This is a genomic window from Streptomyces sp. NPDC001156, assembly GCF_053598275.1.
The window spans coordinates 73,860-87,305 of sequence record NZ_JBSFJX010000009.1; the positions used below are offsets into that span (position 1 = coordinate 73,860).

Consider the following 13,446-nt stretch of genomic DNA (forward strand, 5'->3'; position numbering starts at 1 on the left):
AGGGACGCGGCGGGGGCCGTGGGCGCAGAGCGCTCCCGGACGATCGCCCGACGCGTGGCGGGCCCGGTGCTCGCTCGGCGGTGCCCATGCCCGCCGAGGTCCCGCCACGGCGCCGGTGCGACGTGGCCGACTGCGGGGTCGACGGTGCGCGGAGCATCAGCGGCCCGGGGGGTCCGGGGTCCACTGTGTCCTCGCCACCCTCCCGCGCTGATCCGCGTCGGCCGCCTCAGGGGCCACCCAGGCCCGGTGGGCACGGCGGACCCACACGTCCAGGGTGTCCACCGCGGGCGAACCCGGCCCGTCCAGGCCGAGCACCGCGCGCTCCTGCCGTGTGAAGGCCGGGGCCTTGTCCAGCGGCGGGCCGGCGAGGATCGCGGCGGCGCGGGCGGTGGTCTGTCCGGTGGGGTGGCTCATCGCACGGTCCAGTGGGGAGGGGTTCAGCATTCTCTTCCCTGTGCCCCGCCCACGTACCTTACGCACGGCTGACCGGACTAAATCCTTCACCTGTTCGGGGGCGAAGACACGCCGACGAGCGGCTTCGTCCCTGGGGACGCTCCGGAGGACAGTGAGCATGTTCTTACCAAGGTCCTGAACAAATCGGACAACGGGAAGCGAGCACGACTCCTCTTCGTGGGCGACGGAGCGGCGACGGGATCCCCGGGACCGGACCGACACGACGGTGCAGAATCCGCAGGAGTCCTGGAAGGCCCACCATGCTCAGCTCTCATGCGCAACCGACTGCGGCGACCAGCGGGGAGCCGGGAACGGCCGTGGCGACCTCGACCGGCACGGGCCACCCCGACGACGGAGGACGGCCACACCGTGGGCCACGGCCGCGATACGAACTCCCGGTGCTGCTCTGCATCGCGGCCCTCGCGGCCGTCCTCTACACCTGGGGCATCGGCCACAGCCTCTACCACACCTTCTACGCCTCCGCCGTGCGCAGCATGACCGACAACCCGGTCGCGTTCTTCTTCGGTTCGTTCGACCCGGGCAACTCCATCACCCTCGACAAGCTGCCCGGCTTCCTGTGGCCCCAGGCCCTGTCGGCCATGGTCCTCGGCTTCCACCCCTGGGCGCTGGTGCTGCCACAGGCCGTGGAGGGAGTGGCGTGTGTGCTCCTCCTCCATCTGCTGGTACGCCGCTGGGCCGGTGTCGTGGCGGGACTGCTGGCCGCCGCGTTCCTGGCGCTCACCCCGGTGACCGTGGGCCTCGGCCGATCGGTCGTGGAGGACGCACCGTTCGTCCTGCTGCTGCTCCTGGCTGCCGAGGCCACCTGGCGGGCCGTCGCACGCGGCCGGTTGCGCACACTGCTGCTCGCCGCTGTCTGGGTCGGAGTGGCCTTCCAGTGCAAGATGCTGGAGGCCTGGGCGGTGCTGCCCGCGCTGGCCGTGACCTATCTGGTCGGCGCGCCCACGACACTGCGCCGCAGAATAGGTCATGTCGCCGTGGCCGGGGCGGTCGCCGTGGCGGTGTCGGCGTCCTGGGTGGCCGTAGCGACGGTCGTCCCCGCACAGTCACGTCCCTACATCGACGGCACCACGGACAACTCGGCCTTCAGCATGGTCGTCGGCTACAACTTCCTGACCCGGTTCACCACGCTCGGCGTCGACGCCGGCGCCACCGGCAGTGTCGTCACCGGCCAGACCTCGCACAGGGGCGGCGGTCCGGTCCACGCGACCGGCAGGGGCGCGGGCGGCGGCACCGGTCACGGCACCCGCATCAGCAACCGACCCGGTCGTGGGACCCGCGCGGGCGGGGCCGGCACGACCGGCCACACCGCACGGCCCACCGGCTGGAGGGGCCCCGCCATGGGCAACAGCGAGTTGAAGATGTTCAGCCCGGGCCTCGCCACGCAGACGGGGTGGCTGTACCCGCTGGCCGGATGCTCCCTCGTCTGGGGCCTCGCCGTCGCCCGGCGCCGCCGCGCCGCCCGCACCGACCCGGCCCTTGCCGGGTATCTGCTGTGGGGTGTGTGGCTGGCCACCTTCTTCGCCACCTTCAGTTTCGGCAGCGTCACCGGTCACACGTACTACATGGGGGTCGTCGCCGTGGCCCTGGCGGCGCTGAGCGGTGCCGGTCTGGCCAGGGCGTGGGCGGCGTGCCGGGCCGGTGACCGCCGTGCCTGGGTGCTGTCGGCGGTGACCGCCGCGAACGTCGTCTGGTGCGCCGCTCTGACCCTCTGCTACCCGCACTTCCACGACTGGCTCGCTCCCGCCGCCGTCGGACTGTGCGTCCTCTCCCTGGCGCTTGTCGGGGCCGGCCGCAGGCCCGGGGCGGCCCGCCCGCGGATCCTCGTGGCCGGGCTTGCGGCCGGACTCGCTTCGCTCCTGGTGATACCGGGAGCCTGGTCGGCCTCTGCTCTGTCGACGCGCTACAACCAGCCCGGCGGCATGGGCCGGGTGGGCCCCGGCATCCACCCGGCCCGCACCGATCCGTCCCTGCTCACGCCCGGGGACCGGCGTCTCCTGTCGTACCTCACCGCCCACCGGGACGGGGCGAAGTACCTCGTGGCGCTCCCCCGCTGGCCGGACGCCGCGCCCTACATCCTCCAGGCCAACGCGTCCGTGCTTCCCGTGGGCGGCTTCACCGGACGGGTCCCGGACCCCACTCCCGCCCAGCTGCGCCGACTGGTCGGCTCGGGCGAACTGCACTACGTCGCTCTGCAGGACCCTCGCAGGTCCGCACGGGACAGCGGGGCCGCGCCGCACGGCGGGGCCGGGACGTACGGGGCGAGCCGGCGGCAGGCGGGAACCGCTTCGGCGGGGAACGCCTCGATCACCCACTGGGTCACCGGCCACTGCACGGCCGTGCCGCCGACCGCCTACGACGGCGGCGCCGACGGGCTCCTGCTGTACCGGTGCGACGCACGGACCGCCCGCTGAATCGTCCTACGCCGAGTCCGGGTGCTCGCCGGGGTGCCGCAACGCCTGCCGGAACCCGGTGTTCACGGCAAGGAGGCCGCCGTCGACGCCCAGCGCGGTCCCCGTGATCCAGGCGGCGTCCCGGGAGGCGAGGAACGCGACTGCGGCCGCGATGTCCTCCGGCTCGCCGACCCGGCCCAGTGGGTACAGCTCGGCGACCGCTCCGAGTTCCGCGTCGCGGCCCTCCCAGGCGGTGGTGCGGACCGTGCCGGGCGCCACGAGGTTGACGCGGACCCCGCGCGGTGCCGCGTGCCCGGCGAGGGTCCGGGTCAGCGACATCAGACCCGCCTTCGCCGCGCTGTAGGCGTGGTTGCCGAAGTCCTGGACGCCGTTGACCGAGCCGATGCTGACGATGGCGCCGCGCCCCGAGGCCACGAGGTACGGAAGGGCCGCCCGGCTGCAGCGGTACGCCCCCGTCAGGGTGAGGTCGAGGTCGCGCGCCCACACCTCGTCCGGCTCGTCCTCGAAGAGCGGGACGTCAGGGGTGCAGCCGTACGCGTTGTTGACCAGCACGCGGGCACCCTCCGCCGCAAACCGCCGGGCGGTCGCGGCGCCGATGCCCCGCGCCGCACCGGTGATCAGCACGCTGTGCCCCTCGAACCGCCGCATGTGATCCATGCGCCGACGCTACTAGCCCGGTTGGCCCAAGGGCACCGGTCGGTGCCGTCGAGACGATCGGACAAGGGCCTGTCAGCCGGCGCTCGCCGTGGCCGTGGGGGACGCGGGGACGCCGAGGAACTCCTCCCAGCCGCCGAGCGGCGCCTGTCCGGGGGCCAGGGTGCGCAGCTTCCTGACGACCGCGGGGTCCTGCGCCTCCAGCCACTCCACCAATTGCCGGAAGGACACCATGCGCACGTCGTCGTACGCCGCGATCCGCTCGATCGCCTCCTCGACGGCGTCCATGTAGACGCCCCCGTTCCAGCGTTCGAAGTGGTTGCCGATGAAGAAGGGGGCGCGGTTGGTCTCGTAGGCGCGCCGGAAGCCCGCCAGATACGTGTCACGGGCCTGGACGCGCCAAGTGTCGTACTGGGAGCGGTCGCCCAGGGGATTGCCGCCGGACTGGTTGGCCATCATGTTGTAGTCCATCGACAGGACCTGGAAGGAGTGGCCCGAGAAGGGTATGGACTGAAGGGGGAAGTCCCAGATCCGGCCGCCCTGCACCTTCCCCGGCCAGATCTGCAGGCCGCCGGGCGAGCTGGCGTCGTACTTCCAGCCGAGCGCCGCCGCGGTGGGCAGCAGATTGGCCTGACCCTCCAGGCAGGGGGTGCGCCCGCCGATCAGCTCCTTGCGGTAGTCGAAGGGCAGCGGGTCGAGGTCGGTGAAGCCGGTGTTGGTCTTCCACTCGGTGACGAACCGCACGGCCTGGTCGATCTCGCTCCGCCACTCGGCGGACGACCAGTTGCGTACGCCGTCGGCGCCGCAGAAGTGGCCGTTGAAGTGGGTGCCGATCTCGTGTCCCTCCAGCCAGGCGGCGCGCACCTGCTGGAGTGTGGAGTGGATGTGCCGGTCGGCGAGGTAGCCGATCGCGGAGGCGCCGACCGCGTGCCGCGGCGGCCGGTAGAGGTCCTTCTTGGACTCCGGCAGGGTGTAGATACCGCTGAGGAAGAAGGTCATCGCGGCCCCGTGGTCGGACGCGACCTTACGGAAGCGCGAGAAGAGCTGGTTGCTGAGCTCACCCGCGCCGTCCCAGGAGAACACGACGAACTGCGGGGGACGCTGACCGGGCTTCAACCGCTCCGCCGTGGGCTGGTGCGGCTGGGCACCGGTGTCCGCGGTGGAGCCGTCGCCGATGAGTTTCACGGCTGGGGGCTGGACGGTGTCCTTGCCGTCGCCCGAGGGGCTGTCGCCGCCCACGGACCAGCCGCCGGGCGCACAGGCGGACAGTGCGCCCAGGGCGCCCGCCGTCGCGCCCGCGGTCAGCAGGCGCCTGCGTGAGATGCCGTTCATGGTCGTCCCCGTTTCCTCGTCGTACGGCTCCGTGCGGAGCCCTTCCGGTGTGGCCGACGAGTTCGATGGGCCGGGACGGTGGAAAGATCGCCGGGCCGGGGACGTGTTGCCGTGCTGTGACAACCGCGGCGGTTCCATGACGAACCCCGCTGCCGGCAAGCGGACAGCGGGGTTCGGGGGGGTGGGTCAGACGCCGATGCCCGGGCTGAAGACCGTCAGGAACACGGAGGAGGAGTTGCCGGAGACGGGGACCGCGCCACCGGACCACTTCACCTTCAGCGCGTCCTTCTCGTCCGGGGGTGTGACGAGGATCGCCGCGGGCGTGGCCTTGTTCGCCTCACTGATGTCGGGGTTGGAGAAGGAGAGGCCGGCCCAGGCGCTCTTGCCCGGCGCGAGCGAGATCTTCGTGGGGCTGCCAGAGGTGCGCTTGGGGTCCGATCCCAGCTGCTTGCCGGAGGCGTCCACGAAGGCGGCGCCCGGGTACCCGTCGATCGTGCAGGTGCGCCCCGAGCGGTTGGTCAGTACGAGGGGGAAGTTCTCCTGCCCGGCGCCCGGATTGTTGGCGCCGACGGACGCGCGCAGTTCGGTGGTGTGGCAGCGGGTGCTCGCCGTGCCGCCCCCGGAGGCCGCGTCGGAGGACTTCGTGCCGCTCTTCGATGCGGAGGGGGTGGAGGACGTGCTGCTGCCCGTGGTCGTCGCGGACCCGTCGGGGCTCGTGTTGTCGCCGGAGGCGGGCTGGGCCGTCCCGGGCAGCTTCTGCGGGGCAGCGACCGTGCCGTGGTTCTCACCGCAGGCGGTCAGCAGGCCGAGGGCGGCGACCGCGGTCAACCCGGCCGCCACGCGTCGTGCCGTCAGGCGGGGGGCCGTGCCGCCGAGGTCCGGGCCCGCTGTGCCGCGCCGGAAGGTCACCATGTCTGTTGCTCCTTGAGACTCACCGCTTGTGGGGGGCGGTGCGTGAGGACGGTGCCTTGTGCCCCGTCCTCCCTGTCCGATGCACGCCGGCGCGGGAAAGTTCGCGTGCGGCCCCGGGCACGGAACGGACCAGCGGCCTCGGCACTCCCGGGTCAGCCGGTGACGCGCACCGAGTCCAGGACCCGGTCGGTCTCGTCGTTGCCGCCGTCCTGGCGCAGCTGTACGTAGACCTGCGTCCGGCCGGCGCTGCGCACCGGGCCGAGAACGGCCTCCGTGACGGTGCCCTTGCCGCCGTCGCAGGCGTCCCAGGTACGTATGCTGCCCTGCCAGACCGCGCCATGGTAATCCCGGCTGCCCGCGTAGTGGCAGCTCGTGTGCCGGAGCTCACGGACCTTGGCGGCGAGGTCCCCGTGCACGCTCAGACCGATGAACGCGCCGTTCACGGCGGTGCCGAGGTCGGACCAGTGAGACAGGTCGTCGGCGACGGCGAGAGCGGGTTCCTGCCCGGTGGGCAGGCCCACCGTCTTCGGGTCCCAGCCCGCGTCGCGCAGCTGGCGGTCCCAGGCCGCCGGAACGACCGCGTGGATGCGCCCGGTGGAGTCCTGGACCTTCGCGTCCGCGGCCGGGGCCTGCCGCAGCAGCAGGGTCGTCGTGACCGCCGCGGCGGCGGCGACGGCCACGGCCGCCAGGGCGAGGTACAGGGTCCCCCGATGGCGCCTCGGCCGCTCGGCCGCCTGTGCAGGGAAGGCGGATCCCGCGAGCCGGTCGAGTACGTCCGCGAAGGCGTCGGCGGTCGGCCAGCGCCGGTCTCGGTCGGGCTCCATGGCCCGCAGCACCGCCCGCTGGACCTCGGGCGGCAGGTCGGGGCGGAGTCGGTCGGGGCGCTGGACCCTGCCGGGCGGGGCGGGGACCGTGCCGGTCAGCAGGTGGTAGGCCAGGGCGCCGAGGCTGTAGACGTCGGCGCGTGCGTCGATGCCCGAGCCGGGTTCCGTCTGCTCGGGCGGCGCGTACCCGGCGGATCCGGCCGCCATGGTCAGTCCCGAGGCCTGTGCGAGGCTCTTGGCAAGACCCAGGTCCGCGAGCAGCAGCCGGGTGGAACCGTCGGGCGCGGTGCGCAGCAGGACGTTGGACGGCTTGATGTCCCGGTGCACGATGCCGGCCTCGTGCAGGGCGGCCGCGGCGCGCGCGGCGAGGGCCGTCAGGCGCATCGCCTCGGCCACCGGGAGCGGAGTGTCGGCGATCCGGTCGGCGAGGGTGCCGCCGTCCGCGTACTCCATGACGAAGTAGGGCCTGCCGTCGGGGAGCTCACCGATGTCGTAGACCTGCACGACCCGGGCCGAGTCGGCGCGGCGCAGCAGGCGCGCCTCGGCCAGGAAGCGCTCCCGGACATCGAGCCGGTCGGCCCAGTTCTCGGCGAGCACCTTGACGGCGACCGGTGCTTCGAGGACGTCGTCGAGGGCGAGCCAGACGACGCCGAACGCGCCGCCGCCCAAGCGCCGTTGCAGGCGGTAGCGGTCGATCCGCTCCAGGGAGTGCATGCGACTATCATGCCTGGTCGGTAAACGGTGACGAGGGGAGCTCCCAGTGGGTGACGCTGCGGACACGGAGGAGCTCGCCCGGCGCGCGGCCGCGGGGGACGGAGCGGCTCTGCACGCGCTGCTCCAGCAGATCCAGCCGGAGGTCGTACGGCGCTGCGGACGGTTCCTGCCGTGCCGCGAGGACGCCGAGGAGGCGGCACAGGACGTGCTGCTCCAGGTGGCCCGGAAGATCGGCACTTTCCAGGGCCGCAGCCGCTTCAGCACCTGGCTGTACACGGTGGTCGCGAACTGCGCCCGGCAGAAGTACCGGGAGCTGAAGCGGCGGGCCGCCGAGCAGCCCGCCACCATCGACGCGGCCCAGTACGTGGACCCGCGGACCACCAGCGTGATCGCCGGCTCTCGCGTGGATCTGCTGGAGGCCCTGGAGCGGCTGGAGCGCGAGCACCCGCACCTGGTGGCACCGCTGGTCTACCGGGACATCTGCCAGCTGGAGTACGCGGAGGCCGCCGAGCGTGTCGGTGTCCCGCTGGGCACGCTGAAGTCCCGGCTGCACGAGGCGCGCAAGCAGGTCAGGCCCTGGCTGACCGGCTCCCTGTGAGGGTGCCGGGCCGGATCTCCCACGCGGGACGGTACGGGCGTCGCGTACCGTCCCGCCGTGCGGGCCGCGTCCCGGCGAACCGTCAGTGGCCGCGGATGGGGTGCGGGCGGTACGGCTCCTCGAGCGCCTCGATCTCCTTGTCGGTGAGGTCGAGGTCGAGCGCCGCCACGGCGTCGTCGATGTGGTGCGGCTTGGTGACACCGACGATGGGCGCGGTGACGGTGCTCTGCTGGAGCAGCCAGGCGAGGGCGACCCGTGCGCGGGGGACGCCCCGGGTGGCGGCGACCGCGGCCACCGCCTCGACGACGGCCCGGTCTCCCTCCTGGTAGAGCCCCTTGCCGAATTCGTCGGTGCGGCTGCGCTCGGTGGCCTCGTCCCAGTCCCGGGTCAGGCGCCCGCGGGCCAGCGGGCTCCAGGGCAGGGCGCCGACGCCCTGGTCCGCGCAGAGCGGCAGCATCTCGCGTTCCTCCTCGCGGTAGAGGAGGTTGTAGTGATTCTGCATCGACACGAACCGCGTCCAGCCGCCGAGCCGGGCCGTGTACTGGGCCTTGGAGAACTGCCAGGCGTACATCGAGCTCGCCCCGATGTACCGGGCCTTGCCCGCTTTGACCACGTCGTGCAGGGCCTCCATCGTCTCCTCGATCGGAGTGTCCGGGTCCCAGCGGTGGATCTGGTAGAGGTCGACGTAGTCGGTGCCGAGGCGGCGCAGGCTGTGGTCGATCTCCGTCATGATCGCCTTGCGGGACAGGCCGCCGCCGTTGGGTCCGGGCCGCATCCGGCCGTGCACCTTGGTCGCCAGCACGATCTCGTCGCGCTGTGCGTATTCGGCGAGCGCCCGGCCGACGATCTCCTCACTCGTGCCGTCCGAATAGACGTTCGCGGTGTCGAAGAAGGTGATGCCGGCGTCGAGGGCCCGGCGGATGAGGGGCCGGGACGCCTCCTCATCGAGGCTCCACGTGTGACCGCCGCGGTCGGGGATGCCGAAACTCATACAGCCCAGGCAGATCCGGGACACCTCGAGACCCGTCGAGCCGAGCTTCACGTACTCCATGCGCGTCCTGCTTTCACTCGGGGCGGGGCAGGGCGCCGCGGACCGCGCGGTCGCGGCCGCACGGGCCGGTGGCGTAGCGCCCTGGCCCTGACGACGTGATCCCTGCCCACCTTAGGTGCCCCGAAGCCCCGCCGCCGGGGCCCACCGGATCGCCCGCGTCCCGGACCCTCTGTCGCCCTGTCCGGGTCAGTGGCCGCGGGTGATCCACTCATCGAGGTGGGGCGCCTCGTCGCCGATGCTCGTGGTATCGCCGTGCCCGGTGCGGACCACCGTCTCGGGCGGGAGGCTCAGCAGCCGGTCGCGGATCGACCTGATGATCGCCGGGAAGTCGGAGTACGAGCGCCCGGTGGCGCCCGGGCCGCCCCGGAAGAGGGTGTCCCCGGTGAAGACCGTGCCGAGGCCCGCGTCGTAGAGGCAGACCGCGCCAGGCGCGTGGCCCGGGGTGTGCAGGACGGTCAGATCGGTTCCGGCCGTCTCGATGATCTGGCCATCGGCCAGCCAGTTGTCGGGCAGCCGCTCGGGATGGGTCATCCGCCACAGCGGAAGGTCGTCGGGGTGGAGCCAGATCGTCGCGCCGGTCCGGTCGGCGAGCGCGGGGGCGGCGTCGATGTGGTCGTTGTGGGCGTGCGTGCACACGATGGCGCGCAGCCGCCGGTCGCCGACGGCCTCGGCGATGGCGTCCGCGTCGTGGGCGGCGTCGATGACGACGGCCTCGTGGTCGTCGCCGACGATCCACACGTTGTTGTCGACCTCCCAGGTGCCGCCGTCGAGGGAGAAGGTGCCGGAGGTGACGAGGTGGTCGATGCGCGCGGTCATCACAGCACCACCACCGAACGCAGCACGTCGCCGTGGTGCATCCGTTCGAAGGCCTTCTCGATCTCGTCGAGGGCGATGGTCTCGGACACGAACTTCTCCAGCGGCAGGCGCCCCTGCAGATGCAGGTCGATGAGCATGGGGAAGTCGCGGGAGGGCAGGCAGTCGCCGTACCAGGAGGACTTCAGGGCACCGCCGCGTCCGAAGACCTCCAGCAACGGGAGTTCCAGCTTCATCTCGGGGGTGGGGACGCCGACGAGGACGACGGTGCCGGCCAGATCACGGGCGTAGAAGGCCTGTGTGTACGTCTCCGGGCGGCCTACCGCCTCGATGACGACATCGGCCCCGAAGCCGTCGGTGAGCCCGCGGACCGCCTCGACGGGATCGGTCTCCCGGGAGTTGACCGTGTGGGTGGCGCCCAGTTCCCTGGCGGAGTTGAGCTTGCGGTCGTCGACGTCCACCGCGATGATCTTCGAAGCGCCGGCCAGGTGTGCGGCGGCGATCGCCCCGCCGCCGACGCCGCCGCAGCCGATGACCGCGACCGAGTCGCCCCGGCCGACGTTGCCCGTGTTGACGGCGGCGCCGATGCCCGCCATCACGCCGCAGCCGAGCAGGCCCGCCACGGCCGGGGAGACGGCTGGGTCGACCTTCGTGCACTGTCCGGCCGCGACCAGCGTCTTCTCCGCGAAGGCACCGATGCCGAGGGCCGGGGTGAGCTCCTGGCCGGTGGCGGCAACGGTCATCTTCTGCCGCGCGTTGTGCGTGTCGAAGCAGTACCAGGGCCGGCCACGGCGGCAGGCGCGGCACTTCCCGCACACCGCCCGCCAGTTGAGGATCACGAAGTCGCCGGGTGCCACGTCGTCGACGCCCTCGCCGACCGACTCGACGATCCCGGCGGCCTCGTGCCCGAGCAGGAACGGGAAGTCGTCGGTGATGCCGCCCTGCTTGTAGTGCAGGTCGGTGTGGCACACCCCGCAGGCCTGGATGCGCACCACTGCCTCACCGGGCCCCGGATCCGGTACGACGATGGTCTCGACCCGCACCGGCTCGTCCTTGCCAGGGGCGATCACGCCGCGTACTTCCTGCGCCATGGTGCTACTGCCTTCCCGTAGGTGTCGCGGACGCCTCCCGCGCCCGGTGCGGGTCTCGGCGGCCCGCACGCTGATCCTCGCGCGGCGGGCACTGCCCCCGCACGTATCCCGCGCGGCGAATGTGAGATCGGCTGCGGGCCGCATCCTCCCGGAACGCATCCGGGTGACACCCGCGCCCCACGGCGGACGTAGTCTGAACCTCCCTACGCCGCAAGGAAAGCCGTGAGCATCGCAGAGACGGAAGCAGAGCCGCAATCGATGCCGCCCTCGTGGCGGCTGCTCCTCGGATACGTACGGCCGCACCGGTGGGCACTGCTCGCCGGTGCGCTGCTGGCACTGGCCACCGGCGCCACCGGGCTGCTCCTGCCGCTGGTGGCCAGGGGGCTGATCGACGACCTGGCGCACGACCGGTCCATCACCGGGGCGCTGCTCGGCATGTCAGGCCTGGTGGTCGCCAACGCGGCGGTGGGCGCGTTGGGTTCCTATGTGCTGCGCCGCACCGCCGAGTCGGTCGTCCTCGGGGCACGGCGCGCCCTGTCGTCGTATCTGCTGAGGCTGCGGATCTCCGCCGTCGACCGCACCGAGCCCGGCGATCTGATGGCCCGGGTCACCTCCGACACGACACTGCTGCGGGAGGTCACCACCGACTCGCTGGTCGGCCTCGGCACCGGCGGGCTGACGCTGGTCGCGACGGTGGTGATGATGGGCCTGGTCGACGCGGTCCTGCTGGGCGTCACACTCGGCGTGATCCTGCTGGCGGGCATGGTGCTCGGAGTGATCGTGCCGCGCATCAACCGGGCGAGCCGCAAGGCGCAGGACGCGGTGGGCGCGATGGGCGCCTCCCTGGAGCGGGTCCTCGGTGCGCTGCGCACGGTCAAGGCCTCGGGTGCGGAGCACCGCGAGGAGGAGGTCGTCCATGCGGCGGCCGAGGAGTCGTGGCGGCAGAGCGTACGAGCCGCCCGGTGGACGGCTGCCGCGGGCAACACGGCGGGGCTCGCGATGCAGATCGCGTTCATCACCGTGCTGGCTGTGGGCGGCGCACGGGTCGCGACCGGCGCCATCAACGTGGGCACCCTGGTCGCTTTCCTGCTCTACGTCTTCTATCTGATGTCCCCGATCCAGCAGGTGGTCGGCGCTGTCACCCAGTACCAGACGGGGGCCGCCGCGCTCGCCCGTATCCACGAGGCGCTGCGGCTACCCGCCGAACCGCCCGCCGGGGCCTCCCCGTTGCCGTCGCCCGCCGCCCCGCCGGCCGCGCTCGCCTTCGACGATGTGCGCTTCCGGTACGCCGACGACCTGCCGTATGTGCACCACGGCGTGTCCTTCGCCGTACCGGCCCGGGGCATGACCGCGTTCGTCGGCCCCTCGGGCGCGGGAAAGACGACCGTGTTCTCGCTGATCGAGCGGTTCTACGATCCCGAGTCGGGCGGCATCACGATCGACGGCCGGGACATCGCCGAGTGGGACCTGTCCGAACTGCGGTCCGCCATCGGCTACGTGGAGCAGGACGCGCCGGTACTGTCCGGCTCCCTGCGCGACAATCTGCTCCTCGGCAATCCGCGGGCCGAGGACGACGACGTGCGGCGGGTGCTCGTCACGACGCGGCTCGACGCTCTGGTGGAACGGCTCCCCAAGGGTCTGGACACCCTGGTCGGGCATCGCGGGACCAAGCTCTCCGGCGGTGAGCGCCAGCGGGTGGCGATCGCCCGGGCGTTGCTCCGCCGTCCCCGGCTGCTCCTGCTGGACGAGGCGACCTCACAGCTCGACGCGGTCAACGAGGCGGCGCTGCGGGACACGGTCGCGGAGGTCGCGCAGTCGACCACCGTCCTGGTGGTCGCGCACCGGCTGTCCACGGTGACCACGGCCGACCGGATCGTCGTGATGGACGCGGGCCGTGTCAGCGCGATCGGCACGCACCGCGAACTGGTCACCGCCGACCCGCTCTACGCCGAGCTGGCCGCGACGCAGTTCCTGGCGACGGCGGGCTGAGCGGGACGGTCAGGATTTCGGGTGAGCGGCCGCGGGGATCTCGTGGGCGGCTTCGTCGTCCGCGGCGTAGGCGAGGAAGTCGTCGACCATGCGGTGGAAGAGGGAGGCCAGCCGCCCGAGGTCCTCGGGCGACCAGGCGGCCAGAGCGGCCTGCATGCCGCGGACGCCCGCGGCGCGAATGCGGTCGATGGCGTCCCGGCCCTGGGGGGTCAGTTGGATGCGCTGGGCGCGGCGGTCGTCCGGGTCGGGGACCCGCGAGACATGCCCCGTCCTCTCCAACTGCTGCACCTGGCGGGTCACATGGGACGCCTCGACTCCGAGCCGGTTGGCCAGTTCGCCCGGTCGCAGCGGCTCGGAGTCGGCGATCTGCCTCAGCAGCGCCACCGCCGCACGGTCCAGCGGCACTCCGGCCATGGCCATCAGACGGTCGTGCTGCCGGGCGCGCGTGCTCAGATAGGTGATACGGCTGAGCGCTCGCTCGATCTCGATCACTTCCGGTGAGGCGGCGGCTGAGGGCGGCTGTGCAGTGGGCATACCCGTCAGTCTACCATATAGTTGCCTAACTCAAGTAAATTGCTCCTCC

12 protein-coding genes are annotated in these 13,446 nt (G+C 72.4%); 3 read left to right on the forward strand and 9 right to left on the reverse strand.

Annotated elements, in window-relative coordinates; all coding sequences use genetic code 11:
• Window positions 1-156: 156 nt before the first annotated feature.
• Window positions 157-414 carry a hypothetical protein gene (locus ACWDA7_RS07515; protein WP_450603240.1) on the reverse strand — a complete coding sequence of 86 codons (258 nt, stop codon included), beginning with the start codon at window positions 412-414 and terminating at the stop codon, window positions 157-159.
• Window positions 415-851: 437 nt separating this feature from the next.
• On the opposite strand from ACWDA7_RS07515, the gene ACWDA7_RS07520 reads away from it, so the two are divergent.
• On the forward strand, window positions 852-2,885 hold the full coding sequence (locus tag ACWDA7_RS07520; protein ID WP_450603241.1) for an ArnT family glycosyltransferase: 2,034 nt from the start codon (window positions 852-854) through the stop codon (window positions 2,883-2,885).
• 6 nt (window positions 2,886-2,891) lie between these two features.
• Here the strand turns inward: ACWDA7_RS07520 and ACWDA7_RS07525 are convergent, their stop codons facing one another.
• From ACWDA7_RS07525 to ACWDA7_RS07540, 4 genes are all read right to left on the reverse strand, one after another.
• Complete coding sequence (locus ACWDA7_RS07525) at window positions 2,892-3,542, reverse strand: SDR family NAD(P)-dependent oxidoreductase (RefSeq protein WP_450603242.1); 651 nt, start codon at window positions 3,540-3,542, stop codon at window positions 2,892-2,894.
• 72 nt (window positions 3,543-3,614) lie between these two features.
• Window positions 3,615-4,871 (reverse strand): hypothetical protein, encoded by a 1,257-nt coding sequence (locus ACWDA7_RS07530; RefSeq protein ID WP_450603243.1) that lies wholly within the window; start codon window positions 4,869-4,871, stop codon window positions 3,615-3,617.
• A 186-nt stretch (window positions 4,872-5,057) separates the two neighbouring features.
• Entirely contained in the window at window positions 5,058-5,783 is a 726-nt protein-coding gene (locus ACWDA7_RS07535) for a DUF4232 domain-containing protein (RefSeq protein WP_450603244.1), read from the reverse strand.
• Window positions 5,784-5,935: 152 nt separating this feature from the next.
• Window positions 5,936-7,321, reverse strand: coding sequence for a serine/threonine-protein kinase (locus ACWDA7_RS07540; RefSeq protein WP_450603245.1), 1,386 nt, complete (start codon window positions 7,319-7,321; stop codon window positions 5,936-5,938).
• A 46-nt stretch (window positions 7,322-7,367) separates the two neighbouring features.
• Here ACWDA7_RS07540 and ACWDA7_RS07545 point away from each other — a divergent pair, with 46 nt between their 5' ends.
• Complete coding sequence (locus tag ACWDA7_RS07545) at window positions 7,368-7,919, forward strand: RNA polymerase sigma factor (protein ID WP_359404584.1); 552 nt, start codon at window positions 7,368-7,370, stop codon at window positions 7,917-7,919.
• Window positions 7,920-8,001: 82 nt separating this feature from the next.
• On the opposite strand, the gene ACWDA7_RS07550 is transcribed toward ACWDA7_RS07545, so the two are convergent.
• The 3 genes from ACWDA7_RS07550 to ACWDA7_RS07560 form a co-directional block, all read right to left on the reverse strand.
• Window positions 8,002-8,970, reverse strand: a complete 969-nt coding sequence (locus ACWDA7_RS07550) for an aldo/keto reductase (RefSeq protein WP_450603246.1) — start codon at window positions 8,968-8,970, stop codon at window positions 8,002-8,004.
• A 186-nt stretch (window positions 8,971-9,156) separates the two neighbouring features.
• The gene (locus ACWDA7_RS07555) at window positions 9,157-9,786 is read right to left on the reverse strand and encodes an MBL fold metallo-hydrolase (protein WP_450603247.1); all 630 of its coding nucleotides are present in this window, start codon (window positions 9,784-9,786) and stop codon (window positions 9,157-9,159) included.
• Entirely contained in the window at window positions 9,786-10,874 is a 1,089-nt protein-coding gene (locus ACWDA7_RS07560) for an S-(hydroxymethyl)mycothiol dehydrogenase (protein WP_450603248.1), read from the reverse strand. Before ACWDA7_RS07560 ends, ACWDA7_RS07555 begins: the two co-directional genes overlap by 1 nt.
• A gap of 222 nt (window positions 10,875-11,096) precedes the next feature.
• On the opposite strand from ACWDA7_RS07560, the gene ACWDA7_RS07565 reads away from it, so the two are divergent.
• Window positions 11,097-12,863, forward strand: coding sequence for an ABC transporter ATP-binding protein (locus ACWDA7_RS07565; RefSeq protein WP_450603249.1), 1,767 nt, complete (start codon window positions 11,097-11,099; stop codon window positions 12,861-12,863).
• Window positions 12,864-12,872: 9 nt separating this feature from the next.
• On the opposite strand, the gene ACWDA7_RS07570 is transcribed toward ACWDA7_RS07565, so the two are convergent.
• Window positions 12,873-13,397: a MarR family winged helix-turn-helix transcriptional regulator gene (locus tag ACWDA7_RS07570; protein ID WP_450603250.1), complete on the reverse strand. Its 525-nt coding sequence runs from the start codon at window positions 13,395-13,397 to the stop codon at window positions 12,873-12,875.
• Between the last annotated feature and the right edge of the window lie 49 nt (window positions 13,398-13,446).

Excerpts from the sequence above, each read along its gene's own strand:
- ACWDA7_RS07550 (WP_450603246.1), bottom strand. The coding sequence starts at position 8,970 with ATGGAGTACGTGAAGCTCGGCTCGACGGGTCTCGAGGTGTCCCGGATC.
- ACWDA7_RS07570 (WP_450603250.1), bottom strand. The coding sequence starts at position 13,397 with ATGCCCACTGCACAGCCGCCCTCAGCCGCCGCCTCACCGGAAGTGATC.
- ACWDA7_RS07525 (WP_450603242.1), bottom strand. The coding sequence starts at position 3,542 with ATGGATCACATGCGGCGGTTCGAGGGGCACAGCGTGCTGATCACCGGT.
- ACWDA7_RS07540 (WP_450603245.1), bottom strand. The coding sequence starts at position 7,321 with ATGCACTCCCTGGAGCGGATCGACCGCTACCGCCTGCAACGGCGCTTG.
- ACWDA7_RS07535 (WP_450603244.1), bottom strand. The coding sequence starts at position 5,783 with ATGGTGACCTTCCGGCGCGGCACAGCGGGCCCGGACCTCGGCGGCACG.
- ACWDA7_RS07515 (WP_450603240.1), bottom strand. The coding sequence starts at position 414 with ATGAGCCACCCCACCGGACAGACCACCGCCCGCGCCGCCGCGATCCTC.
- ACWDA7_RS07555 (WP_450603247.1), bottom strand. The coding sequence starts at position 9,786 with ATGACCGCGCGCATCGACCACCTCGTCACCTCCGGCACCTTCTCCCTC.
- ACWDA7_RS07560 (WP_450603248.1), bottom strand. The coding sequence starts at position 10,874 with ATGGCGCAGGAAGTACGCGGCGTGATCGCCCCTGGCAAGGACGAGCCG.
- ACWDA7_RS07530 (WP_450603243.1), bottom strand. The coding sequence starts at position 4,871 with ATGAACGGCATCTCACGCAGGCGCCTGCTGACCGCGGGCGCGACGGCG.